Source organism: Allobosea sp. TND4EK4, assembly GCF_900156025.1.
Lineage (GTDB): Bacteria > Pseudomonadota > Alphaproteobacteria > Rhizobiales > Beijerinckiaceae > Allobosea.
The window spans coordinates 474,507-494,140 of record NZ_FTMO01000002.1 but is presented as its reverse complement, the minus strand read 5'-3'; the positions used below and the strand labels follow the sequence as shown (position 1 = coordinate 494,140).

18 protein-coding genes are annotated in these 19,634 nt (G+C 69.2%); 7 read left to right on the top strand and 11 right to left on the bottom strand.

The window, feature by feature from the left end; genetic code table 11:
* Positions 1–19: 19 nt before the first annotated feature.
* The 3 genes from BW981_RS07340 to BW981_RS07330 all read right to left on the bottom strand — a co-directional run bounded on the left by BW981_RS07340 (position 20) and on the right by BW981_RS07330 (position 3,852).
* The gene (locus tag BW981_RS07340) at positions 20–514 is read right to left on the bottom strand and encodes a chemotaxis protein CheW (protein ID WP_076437630.1); all 495 of its coding nucleotides are present in this window, start codon (positions 512–514) and stop codon (positions 20–22) included.
* A complete protein-coding gene (locus BW981_RS07335; RefSeq protein ID WP_076437627.1) occupies positions 511–3,120 on the bottom strand; it encodes a chemotaxis protein CheW in 2,610 nt (869 codons plus the stop codon). The genes BW981_RS07340 and BW981_RS07335 overlap by 4 nt, the downstream gene beginning before the upstream one ends.
* Positions 3,121–3,213: 93 nt before the next feature.
* Positions 3,214–3,852: a histidine phosphotransferase ChpT gene (locus BW981_RS07330; RefSeq protein WP_076437625.1), complete on the bottom strand. Its 639-nt coding sequence runs from the start codon at positions 3,850–3,852 to the stop codon at positions 3,214–3,216.
* A gap of 127 nt (positions 3,853–3,979) precedes the next feature.
* On the opposite strand from BW981_RS07330, the gene BW981_RS07325 reads away from it, so the two are divergent.
* The gene (locus BW981_RS07325) at positions 3,980–4,819 is read left to right on the top strand and encodes a 3'(2'),5'-bisphosphate nucleotidase CysQ family protein (protein WP_076437623.1); all 840 of its coding nucleotides are present in this window, start codon (positions 3,980–3,982) and stop codon (positions 4,817–4,819) included.
* Between the two features lie 15 nt (positions 4,820–4,834).
* On the opposite strand, the gene BW981_RS07320 is transcribed toward BW981_RS07325, so the two are convergent.
* Positions 4,835–5,401 (bottom strand): YHS domain-containing (seleno)protein, encoded by a 567-nt coding sequence (locus BW981_RS07320; RefSeq protein WP_076437621.1) that lies wholly within the window; start codon positions 5,399–5,401, stop codon positions 4,835–4,837.
* A gap of 293 nt (positions 5,402–5,694) precedes the next feature.
* On the opposite strand from BW981_RS07320, the gene BW981_RS07315 reads away from it, so the two are divergent.
* From BW981_RS07315 to BW981_RS07300, 4 genes are all read left to right on the top strand, one after another.
* Complete coding sequence (locus tag BW981_RS07315) at positions 5,695–6,288, top strand: DUF1134 domain-containing protein (RefSeq protein ID WP_076437619.1); 594 nt, start codon at positions 5,695–5,697, stop codon at positions 6,286–6,288.
* 72 nt (positions 6,289–6,360) lie between these two features.
* The gene (locus BW981_RS07310) at positions 6,361–7,503 is read left to right on the top strand and encodes a coiled-coil domain-containing protein (protein ID WP_139333659.1); all 1,143 of its coding nucleotides are present in this window, start codon (positions 6,361–6,363) and stop codon (positions 7,501–7,503) included.
* A gap of 190 nt (positions 7,504–7,693) precedes the next feature.
* Positions 7,694–8,632, top strand: coding sequence for a sugar kinase (locus tag BW981_RS07305; protein ID WP_076437615.1), 939 nt, complete (start codon positions 7,694–7,696; stop codon positions 8,630–8,632).
* On the top strand, positions 8,632–9,492 hold the full coding sequence (locus BW981_RS07300) for a TIGR01459 family HAD-type hydrolase (RefSeq protein ID WP_076437613.1): 861 nt from the start codon (positions 8,632–8,634) through the stop codon (positions 9,490–9,492). The genes BW981_RS07305 and BW981_RS07300 overlap by 1 nt, the downstream gene beginning before the upstream one ends.
* On the opposite strand, the gene BW981_RS07295 is transcribed toward BW981_RS07300, so the two are convergent.
* Positions 9,493–11,895, bottom strand: a complete 2,403-nt coding sequence (locus BW981_RS07295; protein ID WP_244560250.1) for a glycosyltransferase family 39 protein — start codon at positions 11,893–11,895, stop codon at positions 9,493–9,495.
* Positions 11,896–11,904: 9 nt separating this feature from the next.
* A complete protein-coding gene (ribA, locus tag BW981_RS07290) occupies positions 11,905–13,032 on the bottom strand; it encodes a GTP cyclohydrolase II RibA (protein ID WP_175624068.1) in 1,128 nt (375 codons plus the stop codon).
* Between the two features lie 235 nt (positions 13,033–13,267).
* Between ribA and BW981_RS07285 the strand changes: the two genes are divergently transcribed.
* Complete coding sequence (locus BW981_RS07285; protein WP_076437609.1) at positions 13,268–13,834, top strand: cytochrome b; 567 nt, start codon at positions 13,268–13,270, stop codon at positions 13,832–13,834.
* Positions 13,835–13,856: 22 nt separating this feature from the next.
* Here the strand turns inward: BW981_RS07285 and BW981_RS07280 are convergent, their stop codons facing one another.
* From BW981_RS07280 to BW981_RS07260, 5 genes are read right to left on the bottom strand one after another with little or no spacing between them, the layout of a single operon-like run.
* Positions 13,857–14,696 (bottom strand): class I SAM-dependent methyltransferase, encoded by an 840-nt coding sequence (locus BW981_RS07280; protein WP_076437607.1) that lies wholly within the window; start codon positions 14,694–14,696, stop codon positions 13,857–13,859.
* On the bottom strand, positions 14,696–15,757 hold the full coding sequence (locus tag BW981_RS07275; protein WP_076437605.1) for a glycosyltransferase family 4 protein: 1,062 nt from the start codon (positions 15,755–15,757) through the stop codon (positions 14,696–14,698). Before BW981_RS07275 ends, BW981_RS07280 begins: the two co-directional genes overlap by 1 nt.
* On the bottom strand, positions 15,754–16,155 hold the full coding sequence (locus BW981_RS07270; protein ID WP_076437603.1) for a 6-pyruvoyl trahydropterin synthase family protein: 402 nt from the start codon (positions 16,153–16,155) through the stop codon (positions 15,754–15,756). The genes BW981_RS07275 and BW981_RS07270 overlap by 4 nt, the downstream gene beginning before the upstream one ends.
* A 16-nt stretch (positions 16,156–16,171) precedes the next feature.
* Positions 16,172–16,636: a bleomycin resistance protein gene (locus tag BW981_RS07265; protein WP_076437601.1), complete on the bottom strand. Its 465-nt coding sequence runs from the start codon at positions 16,634–16,636 to the stop codon at positions 16,172–16,174.
* 7 nt (positions 16,637–16,643) lie between these two features.
* The gene (locus BW981_RS07260) at positions 16,644–17,651 is read right to left on the bottom strand and encodes a zinc-dependent alcohol dehydrogenase (protein WP_244560249.1); all 1,008 of its coding nucleotides are present in this window, start codon (positions 17,649–17,651) and stop codon (positions 16,644–16,646) included.
* 38 nt (positions 17,652–17,689) lie between these two features.
* Between BW981_RS07260 and mdoH the strand changes: the two genes are divergently transcribed.
* Positions 17,690–19,549, top strand: a complete 1,860-nt coding sequence (mdoH, locus tag BW981_RS07255; protein WP_076437599.1) for a glucans biosynthesis glucosyltransferase MdoH — start codon at positions 17,690–17,692, stop codon at positions 19,547–19,549.
* Positions 19,550–19,634: the final 85 nt, after the last annotated feature.

Here is a 19,634-nt window from a genome sequence, read left to right as displayed (position 1 = left end):
GAGCGCGTGGGGGGCGCCGTCAGGCGGCCGCTTGAAGGTCGAGATCGAGCACGGCATCCAGGTCCAGGACGACGAGCAGTTGATCGGGCAGGCGGTGAACCCCGGTCGCGAGGGCCGACCAGCTCCGGTCGAGATGGCCGGGAAGCGGCTCCAGAGTGCCGTGATCGAGCCTCATCACCTCGCCAACCGAGTCGACGATGAGGGCATAGGCCTCGCCCTGGTGATCGAGGCCGACGGCGGTCAGCTCGGTGCCCTTCTGGAAGCGGGGAGGAGGCGGGTATCCCAGCCGCCTGCGCAGGCAGAGCGCAGTTACGACGCGGCCGCGCAGGTTCAGCAGGCCGACGATATCCGCCGGCGAGCCCGGAACGATGGTGATCCGGTTCGTCATGAAGACGTCGCGAACGCGGCCGATCGGCAGCCCCAGGAGCTGCTTTTCGATCCTGACCGTCACATAGTCGAGCGAGGCCTCGAACTGGCCCGGCACCGTATCGCTATCATCGGATCGAAGGGTCATGCCGCATCCCTGAGATCGCTGGCGCGGGCATTGATTTCTCCGAGCACGGCGCGTCGGTCGAACTTCGCGTGGACGTCGTCCGCGCCGGCCTGGCCGGCCCTGACCTGCAGCTCGGGCGTGACGAGGGCGGTGAGCCCGAGAATGCGCGGGCGCACTCCGCTCTCGGTCCTGCGCAGCGCCGCCATCAGGCCGAAGGCCGCTTCCGGGTCGCGATCGAGGTCGACGAGGGCCACACCGATGGCCTGCTCTCTGGCGAGGTGCAGGGCGGTCGCGGCGTCAGCGGCGGCGAGGACCTGGCGGCCGGAGGCCTTGAGGACCGGCATCAGCATCTCGCGCAGGAAATCCGAAGCTTCGACGAGGAGGATATGACCCGACTCCAGATCGGTTCGCCCCGACCCCAGCCATCCGGGCTCGTGGAGCGGCAGATAATGCGCAAGATCGACGATGTCGGTCGCCCGGTTCCGGATCATCGCGGACCCGATGACCCCACGCTCGCTGCCCGTCGCCATCTCCGGCTCGAAGGCCTCTTCGACGATGTCGATGATCGCGTCGACAGCCAGGGCGGCGCTGCGCCCGCCGTTGGAGACGATGATGAGGGGCTGCAGTCCTTCCGTGCGAAGCTCGGTCCGGCCGAGCGGCAGCACCGGCACGAGCCGATTGCGGTAGTGCAGCAGCGTGCGTCCCGCGCCATGCTGGAAGCTGGAAGCCTCGACCTCCTCCAGCCGGGTGACCAGCGAGAGCGGCAGCGCCTGGACCCGGTCCCCCCCTGTCCGGAAGACCAGCATCGTCGTCCGGTCGGCGACTGCGGCGGGGCTGCTGGCGGACGGCTCCCGCTCGATGGTGCCGGCTTCGTCCGGGACGCCCATCATGGAGGCGACGCCATTGGGGTCGACGATGAGGACGACCGCGCCGTCGCCCAGGATCGTGTTGCCCGAGAAGAGCGGCAGCTTGCGCAGGCGGCTCGCCATCGGCTTCACCACGATTTCCTCGGTGTGGAAAACGCTGTCGACCAGGATGCCGAACTGGCGTTCGCCGATCTGGGTGACGACGATGAAGCCCTCGGCCTCCGTGTGACGCTCGGTCCCGAGCAGATCGCCCATCACCACGATCGGCAGCAATCGGCCGCGCAGCCTGAGAACGGGTGCGCCGTTGATCTGCTCGATGCGGTTCTCGTCATGGCCTTTGACCCGCACCAGCTCGCGGACGCCGGTCTGGGGGATGGCGTAACGTTCTTCGCCGATGACGACGATCAGGGCCGAGATGATCGCGAGCGTCAGCGGGATCTTGATGGTGAAGGTCGTGCCGAGGCCCGGCCGGCTCGCGATCTCGATCTGCCCGCTGATCGCATCGACATTGGCCTTGACGACGTCCATGCCGACGCCGCGCCCGGAGACGGCGGTGACCTGTTCGGCGGTGGTGAAGCCCGGCTGGAAGATGAAGCGGCTGATCTGCGCGTCGCTCAGGCGCTCGGCCTCGACCTCGCTGACCAGGCCGCGGGCCACGGCCCTGCGCCTGATGCGGTCGATGTCGAGGCCCCTGCCGTCATCGGTGACGGAAATGGTGACGGATCCGCCCTCGTGATAGGCGCTGACGCGGATCGTTCCGTGGCCCGGCTTGCCGGCGGCGCGACGCTCCTCGGGCATTTCGATCGCGTGGTCGGCGCAGTTGCGCACCATGTGGATGAGCGGATCCTTGATCAGGTCCAGGATCTGCCGGTCGAGCTCGGTATCGGCACCTTCGGTCACGAGTTCGATACCCTTGCCGAGTTCGGCGCTGAGATCCCGCACGATGCGCGGCAGCCTCGACCAGGCGTTGCCGATCGGCTGCATGCGCGTCTTCATGACGCCGTCCTGCAGCTCCGCCGTGATCAGGGAGAGCCGCTGCAGGGGGGCCTTGAGCCCGGGGTCCTCCTTCTGGCGCGAGACCTCGAGCAACTGGTTGCGGGTCAGCACCAGCTCCGAGACCATCGTCATCAGATGCTCGATCGTGTCGACGGGGACGCGCAGCGTCGCCGGCCCGCCGCGGGCCGCCGCCTCCGTCTTCGACACGGTTTCGATCCGGCCATCCGGTCCGCGCTCGGGATCCGGCGCGTGCTGGAAGACGATATCCTCGGGCGCGGCAATGGCCGGAGCCGCGTGCCCATGCCGGGCGAGATAGGCCGCGACCGGGTCGACCGTCGCGTCCGAGGCTGGCTCGCTGGCTTCGGGCTGGGCCTTTTCGAGTTCGCTCTTGGCGATCGATGCCAATGCCTGGAGTTCGGCGATGAGCGTGGCGTCGTTGCCCTGCGGTTCCTGCCCCTTCTCGGCGAGCTCGGCAAGGATGTCCTTGACGCGGTCGATGGTCTCGAGGATCGCGGTCACCGCCATCGGGCGGACCGTGGCGCCGTCGCGGAACTGGCCGATCACGGATTCGGCGGCATGGGTCAGGGCTTCCAGCCGTGGCAGGCCGATAAAGCCGCAGGTTCCCTTGACCGTGTGGACCAGCCGAAAAATGTTGCGCAGGATGTCGCGGTTATTCGGTTCCTGCTCGAAATGGACGAGCTCCCGATCGACCGTGTCGAGGTTCTCGCCGGTCTCCGTCAGGAACTCTTGCAGCAACTCGTCCATGCAGGACCATCACCCAACGCGACACATGGCCTGAACTAAAGCGCCATAAGGGTTGATGATCGGTTGAGGAGTTGGCGCAAACGCGCGATTTCCTCAGGCCGCTTTGGCGGTGATGGTGACCGTGTCGCCCTCGATCGCGACTGCGATGGTCATTCCCGCAGCGCGAGCGACCATGCCGGTGTAGAGCGGCTGCACCGCATGCGCGTCGATGACGCCGCTCTCGGACTCGCCGGCGAGAAGGTCCTCGACATGCGCCGGAATACGGGCGTGGGAGCCGGTCGCGGTGATCTGGAAGCTGCCCTGCTCGCCCTCGACGGTCGCGCGGGAGACAAGCTTGCCGCCGCGCGGCACGGCCTGGGTGGCGATCACGAGAAGGTTCAGCAGCAGCTTGACCTGGTTTTTCGGCAGCAGGGCCCGCGGCGCCTCCCAGTCGAGCGAGAGCTTGTCGTCGTTGAGGAAGCCGTTCGCGACGTTCCCGGCGTCGCCGAGGTCGATCATCGCCCCGGCAGAACCCGCCGCACCGAAAGCCAGCCGGGCGAACTGCAGGCGCGCCGAGGCGCTGCGCGCGCTCTTCTTGATCAGCTCCAGCGCGAAGTCGCGCATCGAGGGGTCGTCCTCCTCCAGAACTTCCAGCGCATTGACAATCGCGCCGACCGGGCTGATCACGTCATGGCAGACGCGGCTGCAGAGAAGCGCGGCCAGGTCGAGCGAATCGAGCGAGATGGCGGTCATGGAGGCGAAATCCCGGGGTGAGCGCTGCGCCGAGAGCGTGGCGCCATTGCGCTCTGATATGCTGCCGTCTTGGTTTTCATGTGGTTAATCCCCATCTTCCGAGCGCCATGATCAAGGATGGGCCGCAATGATCGGCCGCGACGATCCCCGCCTGCGCGATCGCGATGCCATCGCCAGGAAGCTTGCCGAAGCCGCACGCGCCGCCGCGATTGTGCTGCTGCAGAAGCGTGCCGCCTACGAGGTCAAGCTGAAGATGGACGGCTCGCCCGTCTGCACCGCCGACCTCGCGGCAGACGATGCCGCGAAGGCGGCTCTCGCGCGTCTGGCGCCGGGCTTTCCGGTGGTCAGCGAAGAGACCGTGGAGAGCGCGGTGCCCGGCCCGGTCTTCATCCTGCTCGACCCGCTCGACGGAACGCGCGAATTCCTCGCCGGGGGCGACAGCTATTGCGTTGCCATCGCCGTGGTCGTGGATGAGCGCCCGGTTGCCGGAGCCATCGCCGCGCCGGCTTTGGGCAGGCTCTGGTTCGGTGGCGAGCACGCCTACACCCAGGAATTCGGCCCCGACGGCGCGGTGAGCGGCGCGGCGCGGCAGGTCGAGGTGCGGGCGCTTCCTCCGGAAGGCCCCCGTGTCCTGGTCAGCCGCTTCCATGGCGGCGGCCATAGCGAGGGCGTCGCCGCCTCCCTTTGCAAGGGGGAGGCCGTCCCGATGTCCTCGGCGGTGAAGTTCGGGCTGATCGCCTCGGGCGAGGCGGATCTCCATGTCCGCTGCGGACAGACCATGGAGTGGGACACGGCGGCGGGGGATGCCATCCTGGCGGCGGCGGGCGGCGTGGTGCTGACGCTCGACGGGGCGGTACCCCGCTACGGCGTGGCGGAACGCCAGTTCCGCAACCCGCCCTTCGTCGCCGCATCCAGCGAAGCCCTGGCGCGCCGCGTGATCGACGGTGACGCGGCCGCCTGCTGCTGAGCACTGTCGCCTGAACTAGCGGGCGACGGTCCGCTCGACGGTGGGCCACAGCCCCTGTGCGGTCGCCAGCATCGCCTTGTCCCGCAGGAAGCGGTCCCGGTTCGCAGCCGAGTGGAACAGGAAAAGCCGGGTCTCGACGATCGCAAACTGCATCGGGTCGGTATCGACCGCCACCCCGGCGGCCACTCCGGTCGGGTCGAAGCCGCCGAAGGCGGGTGCGTAGATCTCCGGCGCCTCGCGGAAGGCGGTGAGGTTGGCCGCGGAGGCAAAGCGCCAGACGATGCCGTCCACGACCAGTTCATGCGCGGCCGTGCCCGCCACGGGCTTGCCCAGCCGGTAGGTCACCGGATCGAAGCCGTTGAGCGCCAGGCCGAGCCACAGGCTCCGCTGCATCGCCTCTCCGAAAGACGGAAGGTCCGGCAGCCCTGCCGGGAGCCTGCTATTCTGCCCATGAGCGCTCGACGTCAGGGTGGGCGCCTGACCCGCCCCCGGCGTGTTGGCCAGGGCAGGGTGAAGCAGCGCGCCGAGCGACATGATGCCCGCGCCGAGCGAAATCCAGCGCTGCCTTGGTACGGCCTTCATCGACACAAATCCTCTGGGGCCCGACCACGCCGGACCCGGCAATCCCGGAATCTTCACGCCTTGGATAGATTTGCGGCCTATCAATCGCGTAACCGAATTGATTCGGATTGTTCGGATTGTCGTTTTTCGACAGTCCGCCCAGCGGCGGCAAGCCCAGGATCGGCCCGCCTTCCGGCCCGCGGCCATGCCTTTCCCGCTTCCATCGCCGTGCAATCGGCCGGGACGGAAAGGCCACGGGCTTCACAGCGTTCCGCTGCCGGCTCGGCCGGTCGCCCTGTTCGGAGATCGCTTCCATGATCCAGACCCGTCGCAATCTCATCAAGGGCGGCCTTGCGGCGGCTCTCGCCGGGACGAGCCTCTCCACCCTGCCGCTGCCCGCGCTGGCGCAGAATTATGACGGCCAGCGCTCCTTCTCGCAGAACGAGCTCGTCGGTTCCGGCCACAAGTTCTTCGGCAACGTTTCCCGCGGCCTTGCCCTGGCCATCGAGGAGGCGGTGCGGCGCTGGGGCGAGCCAAACGGCTATATCCTGGGTCAGGAAGCGTCCGGCGCCTTCGTCGGCGGGCTGCGCTACGGCGAGGGCACGCTCTATACGCGCAATGCCGGGGATCGCCGCGTGTTCTGGCAGGGCCCCTCGATCGGCTTCGATTTCGGCGGCGAGGGCGCACGCACCATGATGCTCGTCTACAACCTGCCGAGCGTCGATGCGGTCTACCAGCGCTTCGCCGGCGTCGACGGCTCCGCCTATTTCATCGGCGGCTTCGGTTTCACGGCGATGACGGCCGAGGGCATCACGCTCGTCCCGATCCGCACCGGCGTCGGCTGGCGGCTCGGCGTCAATCTCGGCTACCTCAAGTTCACCCAGCAATCGACCTGGAATCCCTTCTGAGGCCAAGGCGCTGGCCATGTGCCTGATCGCATGGCAGAATTCGGGCCTGCTCGACCTGCGGAGGCGCTGGCCTTGATCGAAGCCGCCATGCTGATCGCGCTCGGCTTCCTCTGCGCCGCGCTCATCGCGCTTGCCCTGGTTCCGGCCCTGGCCCGGCGGGCCGACCGCCTTGCCCGCAGGCGGGCAGAGGCGGCGTTCCCGCTGTCGCTGGCCGAGATCGCGGCCGACCGCGACCATTTGCGCGCCGAACTGGCGGTCAGGATGCGCGCCGCCGAACAGCAGGCCGAACGGGGCTTCGCGGCCAAGGCCGATGCGCTGCGGGACCTTGGCCGGCGCGACATGGAGATCGCCGGGCTCAAGCAGGAGCTGGACGGGCGGGCGCATCGCATCGCCGCGCTGGAGGCCTCCCTGTCTGATCTGCAGGGCGAGCGCGAAAGGCTCGAACGGGACCTCGCTGCCGAGCGCGAGGCCCATGGCGAAACGACGGCGATGCTGGCCCAGCGCACGGACGAGCTTGCTGGCCGCGAACGGACGCTTGCACAGACTGCCGCGGACCTTGCCGCCACGCGAGCGGACCTTGACGCCCTCTCCACCGCTCTGGCCGACGAGCAGGCGCTCCGGCAAGCGCGCGAAATCCGGCTCGGCGAAACAGAGGCGACGCTTGCCAAGCTGCGCGACGACCATGAGCGGCTGCGCGTGGCGCAGGTCGAGGATCGCACGAAGATCATGGTCCTCGAAGGCAAGCGCGACGAACTGGCCGACGCCCTGGCCGCGACGGGGGCGAGCCTCTCGCGGGCGGAGGCGGAGCTGCTGGTGCTGGCGGCCGAGCGCGACGGCCAGCGAGAGCGCGGAGACGCTTTCGCGGCCCGGATCGCCCAGGCGGAAGCGGGGCTCGCGGCCGCCGATGCCCGCGCCAGCGCCGCCGCAGCCGAGGCGCAGCAGCTGAAGCGACGCCATCAGGAGGAGGCCGCGGCCATGCAGGACGAGCAGCGCGAGCGGGAGGGCCGTATGGAAACGTTGCGGGCCGAGCTCCAGATGCTGGAGGGCGCGCTCGCCCAGGCGCGCGCCGACGGCATCGAGGCGCGGACGGAGCTGGCGGCCTTGCGCAGGATGGCGGGCCCCGACGGCAGCGGACGCCCCGAGCTGCGCCGCGAAATCGTCCGGCTCGCCGACAGTCTCATGGAGACGCCGTCCAAGCGGCAGGCGGCCGAGTAGGGCAACAAGCGCGTTTCGCTTTTCGGCCCGATGATCTAGGAAGGCGCTGCCTCAGACCATCGCGCGTCCACCGGACGCGATAACGATGATCTATCTCATTGCTGGCGCATAGGATTCGTCCGAAAAGCGGATTCCACTTTTCGGTCCGATGCGCTAACGCTTTCGCGCCGTTTCAATGGTTTGAAATCCCGTGACCGACAGCCATTACGACCTTCTCTGCCTCGGCGAGCCGCTGGGCGAATTCAACGCGACGCGGGCGGAAACCGGCGCGTTCCAGTTCGGCCATGGCGGCGACACCTCGAACTGCGCCGTGGCCGCGGCCCGGCAAGGGCTCTCGGTCGGCTATCTCGGCGCGCTCGGCGACGACAGCGCCGGCCATTCGATCCGTGCCATGTGGCGGCGCGAAGGGGTCGATGCGCGTCATGTGACGACGCATCCGACCGCGCCGACCGGGCTCTATTTCGTCGAGCACGGCCCCTCCGGCCACGTCTTCTCGTATTTGCGGGCGGGTTCGGCCGCGAGCCTTTACGGCCCCCGCGACCTGCCGGAGCAGACGATCCGGTCCGCGCGGATCGTGCAGGCCTCCGGCATCAGCCAGGCGATCTCGGCCGCGGCCTGCGATGCCGTGTTCGCGGCCTTCGAGACGGCTCGCAAGGCTGGCGTGACCACGGCCTACGACACGAATCTGCGCCTCAAGCTCTGGCCGTTGACCAGGGCGCGCGCCATCATCCATGCCGCCTGCGCGATAGCCGACATCATCCTGCCCGGCCTCGACGACGCGGCGCAGCTCACCGGCCTCGACGATCCCGACCGGATCGTCGATTTCTATCTCGGCCTCGGCGCGCGGGTGGTGGCGCTGACGCTTGGCGCCGAGGGCTCGCTGGTTGCGACGCCGGTAAAGCGCGAGCGCTTCCGGCCCATCAAGGTCGACGCGATCGACGCGACCGGCGCGGGCGACTGCTATGACGGCGCGTTCCTGGCCGAATATCTGCGCACCGGCGATGCGTTCCTGGCGGGGGCCTATGCCAATGTCGCGGCAGCGCTCTCGACGCAGGGCTACGGCGCGGTGGCGCCGCTGCCGAGCCGGGCCGATGTCGAGGCGCGGATGGCCGTGGAGGCGAAGCGCTGATGGCGGTTCCCGTCCTGAAGCAGGCGGGCTCGCTTCTCGCCCGCTACGACGTGCTGATCAGCGATGTCTGGGGGGTCGTCCATGACGGGCTCTGGGCGCTGGAGCCGGCCTGTGAGGCGCTGACGGCGTTTCGCGAGCGGGGCGGGGCGGTCGTCCTGCTCTCCAACGCGCCGGGGCCTTCGCCGCAGGTCGCGAGCGTGCTCGACGCCAAGCGCGTGCCGCGCCAGTGCTGGGACCGGCTCGTGACCTCGGGCGACGTCACCCGCGCCCTGATCGCCGAAAGCCACCACAGCAAGGCCTATCATATCGGCTGGCAAAGCGACCGTTCGGTGTTCGAAGGGCTCGGGGTCGAGCTGGTGGACGCCGCCTCGGCCGATCTCGTTGTCGCGACCGAGCTCAATGACTACCGCACCGAGACGCCGGAGCAGTACCGGCCGCTGCTGGAGGATTTCGCCCGGCGCGGGCTGCCCTTCATCTGCGGCAATCCCGATCTCGTGGTGCATGTCGGCGAGGATCTGCTGCCCTGCGCCGGGGCCCTGGCCACGATCTACGAGGAGCTCGGCGGCTCCGTCGCCTGGGCCGGCAAGCCCTACCGGCCGGCTTACGATCTGGCTCTCGCAGCCGCGTCCGAGCTGCGCGGCGGCCGGACGGTCGATCCGGCCAAGGTGCTGGTGATCGGCGATGCGGTGCGGACCGATCTCGCCGGCGCGCGGCTGATGGGCTTCGACAGCCTGTTCATCGCCGGCGGCATTCATCGCGAAGAGACGATGCGCGGCGGGCAGGTCGATCCTGCCGGCCTGGCGAAGGTGCTGGACGGGCTCTCGGTGCAGCCGGTCGCGGCGATGGCGGCCCTGGCCTGATCAGCCTTTCGGCGCAGGACGGCGGCGCTCCAGCTCCGCCGTGACATCCCGCCACAGGCCTTCCAGCGGCCGGAACATGAAGCGCACGGTCGAACGGCCGGGCGGGACCGCGACGGCGCGGAACAGGACATTGGCGCGCAGCATCTCGGCCGGGCGGCCGTCGACCTCGACCTGCCACCAGGGGTGCCAGACGTCGTTGAGCACGACATAGCCGCCGGCCGGCGCATCGACCGCGAGCGTGACCTCGGTGGTGCCGTAGTCGCGGATCGCGACCGATCCGGCTGCAGCGGGGCCCGCCGGCTGCGACGGAATCCGGTCGAGCAGCACGGTGCGGCCCGGATCGAAGCCTTCGGGCCAGCGGCCGGTCTTCAGGATGTCGTCGAAATCGGCCTGCCGCGCCTCCGGCACGAGCAGAACGCGCGGCAGGGCGCGCGGGTTCTCATAGACATAGGCGTCCCTGGTGCGCGCGATCTGCCTCAGGTCGCCGGGCCTCAGCGTCTTGTCGATCTGCTCGATCGGCACTCCGGTCGCGATGAAGCGCAGGCCGAGCATGTCGGCGAGCAGCGAACGGTAGCCCGGCATCAGCGGGGTGAACCTGCGCTGGTCAGGCAGGGCGACCTGATCCTCCGCGCCGGTCGCCATGGTGTAGAGGCCCAGGCGCAGCGGGTTATAGCCCAGCGTGTTGTCGAGCTGGTGGACGAGGCTCGCGTTCGGCCAGTGGAAGTCGATCGCCGCCAGTTCGATGCGGTCGCGACGGTCCGGGGCGGCGGTGCGGGCGGTCTCCCGCTTCAACAGGGCGATGGTCTCATTGGCCGTGTCCTTGCGGAGCACGTCGAACATCGCCGAGGGTAGGGCGGTCGACTCGCTCGGCCCGTTGTTGACGGAGAGATCCACGGTCATGGTTCCGGCCAGCACGATCGCTGCCGCCAGGGCCGAGCCGCGCTGTGCGAGCCCGCGTGCCGCGACGAGCGCGCCCATCACGAGAATGCCGCAGAGCAGGGCGGTGACCAGCGGCACGGCCGCGACATGAACCCGCCCGACCGTCCAGGCCAGCCAGAGCGAGAGAGCGAAGGCACCGGCGAAGATCAGGGCTTCCACCGCGCGCTGCCAGCGCCTCGGCCGCAGCGCCTGTCCCGTGAGGATGAGATGGGTGAGATAGCCGCCGAGGATGGCAAGGAGCGCGCCGAGAATGAACAGCGCATCGGCCGGCCTGCGATAAAAATCGATCCCCGGCAGCGCGAAGAGCAGGCGGAAGCCCGGGGTGTAGCGGCCGAGCGCGAAAACCAGCACGATCGCGGCCGCTATCGTCAGCGCGACGATCTCGCGGCGGAAGAGCGCGCCGCGCACGAGCCCGACGGTCAGCACGAGCCCCATCGGCAGCAGGCCGAGATAGAGCTGGCTCATGTTGCGGGCGAGGAAGAGCTGGAGCGGGCCGAAGCGCGCCTCCCAGGCCGGGCTCGGCGCACCCCAGAAATTGGCGAGGGGGCCGGCGGCGCCGTAAAGGTTGGCGACGAGCCCGGTCAGCAGCGCCGCCGGATGCAGCGAGCCCTTGCCGGCCTCGACGAAGTCGATCACCGGCCGGTTGGATTCCTGTGCCATGAACAGCGTGAGAAGGATCGGAACCGTGGCGATCAGAACGCCGCCGAGCGCCCCTGCAAGGAGCGGCTTCAGGCTGGCGCGGAAGGCGTGCCAGGGCCGCCGCGCCATCAGGATGGCGGCTGCGACCAGCCCGGCAAGGACATAGACACCGATCAGCGCCACCTGATCCCGGCCCAGCACCATGAACCCGGCGACGACCCCGGCCGCAAAGCCGTATCCCGCCGAGCCGCGCTCCAGCGCGCGGGCGAGCAGCGCCAGCGTCACCGCGAAATAGCCGAGGCTCAGCACCTGGCCGATATGCTGGATGCGCCAGGCGGCTGCCGCGCCGAAGGCGAAGGCGAGCGCCGCCACCACGGCGCCGGCCGGGTGCCAGTCGCGGTCGCGGAACAGGACCACGATGGCCAGCGCACCGGCGAGCAGGGTGCCCAGTGCGGCGCCGTCGAAGAGTCGGAAGCCGGGATCGGGATCGAGCGCCGCGGCAAGCGCGTAGGGCGGCGAGAAGATAAGCGACTGCGGATCGGCCACCTGCGGCGATCCGGAAAAGACGTAAGGCGTCCAGAAGGGCGACAATCCCTGATGCCAGCTCGAGGCCAGGAACTGGAGCTGCGGATAGAAATGCGCCTTCGCGTCCCAGGGGATGGTGAGGGCGCCGGACAGCCACGGCCAGGACAGGCAGAGCCAGGCTGCGCAGACGATCGCGACCACGCCGGCCATCGGCCAGCGTGTCGAGGTTTCGGGCGGCTGGTTTGGGTCCTCGGGCGTCGCCATCACGGCTGGCCTGTCGGAAAACCGGGCGGCGGTCAATCCGCCCGTTCAGTCCTTCGGCGCGGCACGCGCCATCAGGGCGTCCATGTCGATGATATGGCCGGCCCGGTCGCGCTTGGAGGCGAGATAGCGGACGTTATGGGCGTTCGGCCGCCCCAGCACGCGCTGGCTCGCTGCGACATCGAGACCCGCGGCCTCGATCGCGCCGATCTTCTGCGGATTATTGGTCAGGGCGATGACCTGCGAGACGCCGAGCTGCTTCAGCATCGTCGCGGCGAAGTCGAAATGGCGCTGGTCGAGATCGAAACCCAGCACCTCGTCGGCGTCATAGGTGTCCCAGCCCTGGCTCTGGAGCTTGTAGGCGCGCATCTTGTTGGAGATGCCGTTTCCGCGGCCCTCCTGATCGAGATAGAGCAGGACGCCGCCCTCCCTCTGCGCCATCCAATGCACGGTCTCGCGCAGCTGGTCGCCGCAATCGCATTTCAGCGAGCCGAAAAGGTCGCCGGTCAGACAGGCGGAGTGCAGGCGCACCGGCACGGGCTGGGTCAGATCCGGCTTGCCGACAACGATCGCGACCTGGTCGCGCAGGCCCTCGCCGCCGCGGAAGACGACGAATTCGGTTTCGGGCGCGCCTTCGAGGGGTACGGGGGCGCGGCCGACGATCTTGAGCGTCGCGGCCTGGGCGGCGCGATAGCCTGAGATGGCGGCAAGCTCCACCTCGACGAGCGGCTCGCCCGCGACCTGCTCGGCCGACACATAGACGATGAGCACCGCCGGCAGCACCAGCGACAGGCGGGCAAGCTCCAGCGCAGCGTCATCGAGCGCGGAGGCCGGCGCAACGGGCGCGTCCATGCGGGCGTCGAGCTTCAGCGCGAGGCTCTCGACGCGGTCGAGATCGATCCGGGGAAGGGCGAAGATGCCGGCTTCGGTGCGGCCCTTGGCCCCCAGCCGGCGCAGGCGCGCGGCCGACAGCACGACATGGGCGCCGCCCGAAGCCAGCTTGTCCAGACGCTGCACGAGGTCGGGATCGGCGAGTTCAGCCGAAAGCGCCAGAGCGAGCGTTCCGTCGTCGCGCAGCAGGACAGGCCGCCCGGCACGGAACTCGGAAATGGCCCTGTCGACCTTGACGAGATCGGCCTCACTGGACAGGCCAAGAAGACTACGCGACTCAGGCATGGAACGATCCATCAGCACGGGCCGACGAGGGCCGGGAATTTCTCACTATACGTCCGGTGCAGGATATAGGATCACGCGGTGCACCCCGCCATGAACGTTTGCGGTCGCGGCCGGGTTCCTTCGATCAAAACTGCGTCAGCCGCCACCGCCGGACGATATCTGTCGCAGCCGGCATATAGGCCGATACGATTGAACATGGCATGAATGGGTCCGCATCCGCGCCGCGGGGGGCTCCATGGACCAGAACGACGACGGCGCCAGCCAGACCTACACCGCGACGGCGCGCGCGCTGCACTGGATAACGGCCCTGGGCGTGTTGGTGATGCTGCCGCTGGGCCTCACGATGAGCTATCGGGGCCAGGTCCTGAACCTCTGGGACGGCACGACCGAGGCGCTGTACAGCACGCACAAACTGCTCGGCTTCCTGTTGCTCTGGCTGGTCGCCGGACGCCTTGTCTACCGCCTCGTCCACGGCGCCCCGCCAGACGAACCGGGGCTGGCGCCGTTGCAGCGATGGGGTGCCCATCTGGTGCATTGGCTGCTCTACGGCCTGCTGATCGTGGTGCCGCTCCTCGGCTGGATCGGCGTTTCGCTCTTCCCCGCGCTGGAGGTGTTCGGGCTGTTCAGCCTTCCGGCGCTGGCTGCGCCGGACGAAGCCGCTGCCGGACGCGTCCTCGGGCTTCACGGCAAGCTGGCGCTGGCGACAGGCGCGCTGGCCGCTCTGCATATCGTCGCGGCGCTCTATCACCGCTTCATCCGCCGCGACGGCGTGCTGCGCCGGATGTGGCCGGGAAGGGGGTAGGCCGAGCCGCTGGAGCGCCTGCTCAGACCGGCCTCGCCCAGAGGTCGTGATGGCCGACCAGTGCGTTGGTCGCCTTCTGGCGCGCGGCCAGCCAGTCGGCCAGCAGGGCCTGGTCGAGATGACCGGTCTCGGCCGCCGCATCGGCGATGCCCTGCGCCAGCATGTCGCGCAGCGGACCGTGCCGCTCATCGATCAGCCAGGCGCTGTCGCCCGTCGAGACGGCGAAGCCCGATTTGCGGAAGGCCTCCGCCATCAGGTCGCAGGCATCGGGGCCGGCGGCGGGGCCGAAGCCCTTGTCGCCGTGCTGATGATGCCGGAAGGCGGCATGGACGCCGGCATCGGCCCGGTGGGCGGGCTTCCAGCGCTCGCGGCCATCATAGTTCAGCGCCGCATAAAGCGGCAGCTTCAGACTGGTGAGAACGGCGACGAAGCGCTCGATCCAGCGCTTCGAGACGAGGTCGAACAGGGCCGCCGCGGTGACGAGGTCAGGCTGCCAGCCCAGCACCCATTCGAGATCCTTGGAAAGATCGACCTGCCGGGTATCGACGGTGATGGTCTTGCCGTCCTTGGCGAGGACCAGTTCCTCGCCCTGCTCGCGCGCCTCGTCGGCCCAGCGCGACAGGGTTTCGCGGGCCCGGCCGAGGAGACCGGCGTCGTAATCCACCAGCGTCCAGTGCTGCCGATCGGGCAGGGCGGCGAAGCTGCCGCGCAGATTGGACCCGGCGCCGCAGCCGAGGTCGAGCACCGACATGGACGGCTTGCCAGCAAAATGCGCCCCCACGGCGCCGAGCACCTGCGGGTTGCGCGCCGCATGGTCCACCGGCTCGCGCAGAGCCAGCCAATCCGCCGAAAACCCAGCCATCAGTCCATCCTTGGGCCGCCACCGAGGCACGCCTCCGCGACGGTTCGTGCCGTGTCCCGCCAGCAGGGGAGCGTTGCGGCTCCCGCCCAGGCGGCATCCGCTCGCGCTCGGCGCTCGGACGGCGCATCAATCAGCCTTGCGAGCCCCTTGGCAAGTGCCATTGCGTCACCGGGCGTCACCTTCAGCGCCGCAGCGTCGGGCAGCGCGTCCGCCGCTGCGCCGCTGCGGGTGCAGACGATCGGGAGGCCGCGGGCGAGGGCTTCGGTCAGCACCATGCCGTAGCCCTCGTAAAGCGACGGCATCACAAAGATGTCGGCAGAAGCGTAGAGCGCCGAAAGCCGATCCTGATCGACGGCGCCGGCCAGCTTTATCCTTTCGGCGAAGCCGGCGTCGCGGATCGCATCCCGCAGCGCCGCTGCCGTTGCAGGCGCGTAATCGGGGGAGCCGGCAATGGTGAGCAACCAGCCGCGATCGGCGATCTGCGCCAGCGCCGCGAGAAGCACGTCATAGCCCTTGCGCGGAACGATCGAACCCACCGCCAGCAGCCTGGCGGGGCCCGCGCCGAGGCGCGGTTCGGTCCGGGGCGCGGGATCGGTCCCGGGCAGTGCGACCGCGATCTTGTCGGGAGGCACGCCGAACTCGGCTGACAGCACCTCTTTCGTGGGCGGACTGGTCACCACCACGGCGCGGGCATGGCGCAGCGCCAGCGTCTCGCTGTCGCGCAGACGCCAAGCGGTGGCGGCATCCAGCCCGGTCTCCAGTGCCAGCGGATGGTGCACCAGCGCGACGATTCGTCCGCCGAAGCGGGCGGCGAGCGCTTCCGGAAAGGCGCCGAAGGCGAGGCCATCGACCAGCAGCGTTTCCTCCGGTCCGGCGGAGGCCAGAATCCGCTCGGTCAGCGCGACATCATCGGCCGTCGGAAACGGGAAGGCGCCGGGGAGGGCGAGATGCCGGGCCGGGATCCCGGCCTCGCGCCATTCCTTCAGGAGACGCCGGTCATAGCCATAGCCCCCCGTCGGCAGGTCGATGTCGCCGGGGATCGCGAAGGCGATGGCGCTCACGCGAGCGCGCCCTCATAGGTGGCGCGGGCGAGATCGGTCTCGTGCAGCGTCACGCGGATGCGTGCGAGGCCGGCACCATCGGCGCCGAGCGCCCCGGAGGTCGCAGCCGCCTTCATCGCGTCGAAGATGTGCTTGCAGAGGAATTCGGTGGTCGTCAGCACGCCGGCGAATTGCGGCAGCACATCGAGGTTCTGGTAGTTCAGCGGCTTCAGGGTCTTCGACAGCACGTCGAGCGCCGCCCCGATGTCGACCACGACGTTCTGCCGGTTCAGCTCTTCTCGGAAGAAGGCGACGTCGACCACGAAGGTGGCGCCGTGCATGGCCTGCGCCGGGCCGAAGAAGGGATCGGGCAGTGAATGGCCGATCATGATGCGGTCGCGGACCTCGACGGAAAACATGCGATCTCCTGTTGGCTCAAGCCTGGCCCGCCCGGGATGGGCGCCGGCCGAGCGATTGCGAGAAACGCAGCAGATAGCCGTCCGGGTCCTGAACGAGGAATTGATGGACGCCGACCTCCTCGGCATCGGCGCGATACCAGCGCTCTTCCGGCCCGAAGAAGAGGGGCCAGCCGGCCTGCTCCAGCGACGATATCAGCACGCCGATATCGGAGACCGTGATCTCGAAATTGATGCCGCGCCCATAGGGCTTCTCCCGCGGGCCGGTGTCCCAGATGCCGAGGCGCTCCTGCGGGCCGGTATCGTATTCCTCCAGCATGAACTCCACGCCCTCGCGCTCGATCGCCGCAAAGCCCTGTTCTGGCCGATCGTAGAGAATGCGAAAGCCGAGCAGATCGCGCCAGAAACGAAGGCTCTGCGGCAGGGACGTGATGTTGAGCTCCGGTACGAGGAGCGGGCGGGGAAGGTCGCGGGATACCGTCATGCCACGCTCAATAGCGGATTGCGGCCGTCAATGCGCGCGAATCCGGCGCGAGGATGTGCGGCAGTTCGGACGGCGTGTTCGCGAAGGCGATCTCGTCGCTGATCAGGGCGTCGAGCCGGTCGTCTGCCAGCAGCGCCAGCGCCGCCTGCGTCCGGCGTGCATAGTCCCAGCGCGGCCGGCGCGAGGGCGCGATCATCCCGACCTGGGAGGAAATGAGCTGGAGGCGCCTGGCATGGAAGGCGCCGCCGAGCGAGGCCGGGATCTCCCCCTCGCCATACCAGCTCAGCTCGACGATGCGCGCCTCGATGCCGGCACAGCCGATGGCCGTGTCCAGCCCGGCCGAACTCGCGCTGGCGTGGAAGACGAGGTCGGCGTCGGCAGGCGCATCCGCCGGCAGGGCGAAGCCGAAGCCGAGATGCTCGGCGAGCTGCCGCCGCGAGGGCTGGACATCGACCAGCGTGACGCGCGCGCCGGGCAGCCGGCCGGCCAGCCAGGCGACGAGCAGGCCGAGTACCCCGCCGCCGACCACGACGATGGTGTCCGCGGGGCCGGAGGCGGCGTCCCAGTGCGCGTTGAGCGCCGTCTCCATATTCGCGGTGAGGATCGCGCGGCGGGGCGGGACGTTCTCCGGGAGCGGAGAAAGGGCACTTGCCGGCGCCACGAAGCGGTCCTGATGCGGATGCAGGCAGAAGACCTCGTGGCCGATCATCCCGGCGGGGCCGTCCTCGACGCGGCCGACGGCGCAATAGCCGTATTTCACCGGAAAGGGGAAATCTCCCTCCTGGAATGGCGCGCGCATGCGCTCATGCTCGGACACTGGCACGCGCCCCTCGAAGACGAGCCGCTCGGTGCCGCGGCTGACCCCACTCCACAAAGTCGTGACGAGGCAGTCTTCTGCCTTTCGGGCCGGAAGCGGCTGCTCATTCAGACTGCATTCACGGGGCGCTGTGTACCAGAGCGCACGGGCTGCCGCCCGCGTCTCTCCAGAGGTGGCCGGCTTCATCTCGAGGGCCATCGCTTCCGATCTCTTCCGTCCCAGCCTGCCTGCGAGCCATGACCGATACCGTCACGAACCCGCGCGTTGCTCCGACCACGTTCCCGCGGCCGGCGCAAGCCGTCGACGCCCTCGGCCTCACGCCTGCGGGTATCGAGAGCGAGGCCGTGCTGCGCCGTCGCCGGCTGCTGGTGCTCGTGCTGAATAGCACCACCCTGGCGGTGCTGCTGCTCGGGCTGGCTCATGTGCTCGGAGCGGGCGGGTGGAGCGCGGCGGACGTCGTCATTGCCGTGGCCTTCCTGTTCGGGGCGCCCTGGACGGTGCTCGGCTTCTGGAACGCCGCGATCGGCCTCTGGTTGCTGCATGGCCGCCGCGACGGCCTCGCCGAGGTCGCGCCCTTTGCCGTATGGGGAGAAGAGGGGCAGCCGCTGACGCTGCGCACCGCCGTGCTCATGACGCTGCGCAACGAGGACCCGGCCCGCGCCTTTCGCAGGCTGCGGGCCGTCAAGGAGAGCCTGGACGCCACCGGCGAGGGCGTCTGGTTCGACTATTTCGTGCTGTCCGACACCAATGATCCGCAGGTCGCCGCGGCCGAGGAGGCGCTGGCCAGCGCCTGGACGCGCGAGATCGGCGAGCCGGCGCGACTGACCTATCGCCGCCGCAGCGACAATGCCGGGTTCAAGGCCGGCAATGTCCGCGACTTCTGCGAGCGCTGGGGCGATCGCTACGAACTGATGCTGCCGCTCGATGCCGACAGCGTGATGTCCGGAGAGAGCATCCTGTCGATGGCGCGGATGATGCAGGCCTATCCCAAGCTCGGTATTCTGCAGAGCCTGGTGGTGGGCATGCCCAGCCGCTCGGCCTTCGCGCGCATCTTCCAGTTCGGCATGCGCCAGGGCATGCGACCCTATACCATGGGCTCGGCCTGGTGGGGCGGCGATTGCGGCCCGTTCTGGGGTCACAACGCGCTGGTGCGCGTCGCGCCGTTCCGCGAGCACTGCCATCTGCCGGTTCTGCCGGGGAAGGCGCCTCTGGGCGGGGCCATCCTCAGCCACGACCAGGTCGAGGCGGTGCTGATGCGCCGCGCCGGCTACGAGGTGCGCGTGCTGCCGGTCGAGGCCGGGAGCTATGAGGAAAACCCGCCGACGCTGCTCGACTACGTCAAGCGGGACCTGCGCTGGTGCCTCGGCAACCTGCAATATCTCAAGCTGATGGGCCTTGCCGGCCTGAAGCCGATGAGCCGCTTCCAGCTCGCCTGGGCCGTCCTGATGTTCCTCGGCCTGCCGGCCTGGACGCTGATGATCGCGCTCGTGCCGCTGAAGGTGGTGGAGGACCGCGCGCTCGCCGGTTATCCGGCCGGCGTTGCCATCGGCCTCTATTGCGTGTTCCTCGCGATGTATCTGTCGCCCAAGCTCGCCGGCTTCCTCGACATCCTGATCAGCAAGGGGGCGGTCGCGCGCTATGGCGGCCTGCCGCGCTTCCTCTCCTCCATGGCGATCGAGCTCGTCTTCGCCTTCCTGCAGGGCGCCGTGTCGTCCTTCCGGACCACGGTGTTCATGATCGGCCTCGTCTTCGGCCGCTCGCGGATCGGGTGGAACGGTCAGGCGCGGGATGCCCATGCGCTGTCCTTCGCCACGGCCTTCGCCGGGCTGTGGCCGCATCTGCTCTTTGGTGCCTATCTCTTCGCGACGCTGGCGGTGCTGTCGCCATCGGTGCTTCTCTGGTCGCTGCCGATGACCGCAGGCTATGTGCTGGCGATCCCCTTCGCGATGCTCACGGCCCTGCCGGCGCTCGGCGCCTGGCTGGAGCGCCGCGGGCTCTGCGGCATCCCGGAGGATTTCGAGACGCCGCCGGTGCTCGCTGCCATCGCTCAGGCCGAGGAACCGCGCGACGAGCCGCCGCTGCGGGCCGCCGCCTGATCCGTGGCCGGGGTTGCGCGCGGGCGCCGCCTCGGGCCATCTCTGCCGACACGCTTCCCCTGACGACGAACGGGACCGACCAGCA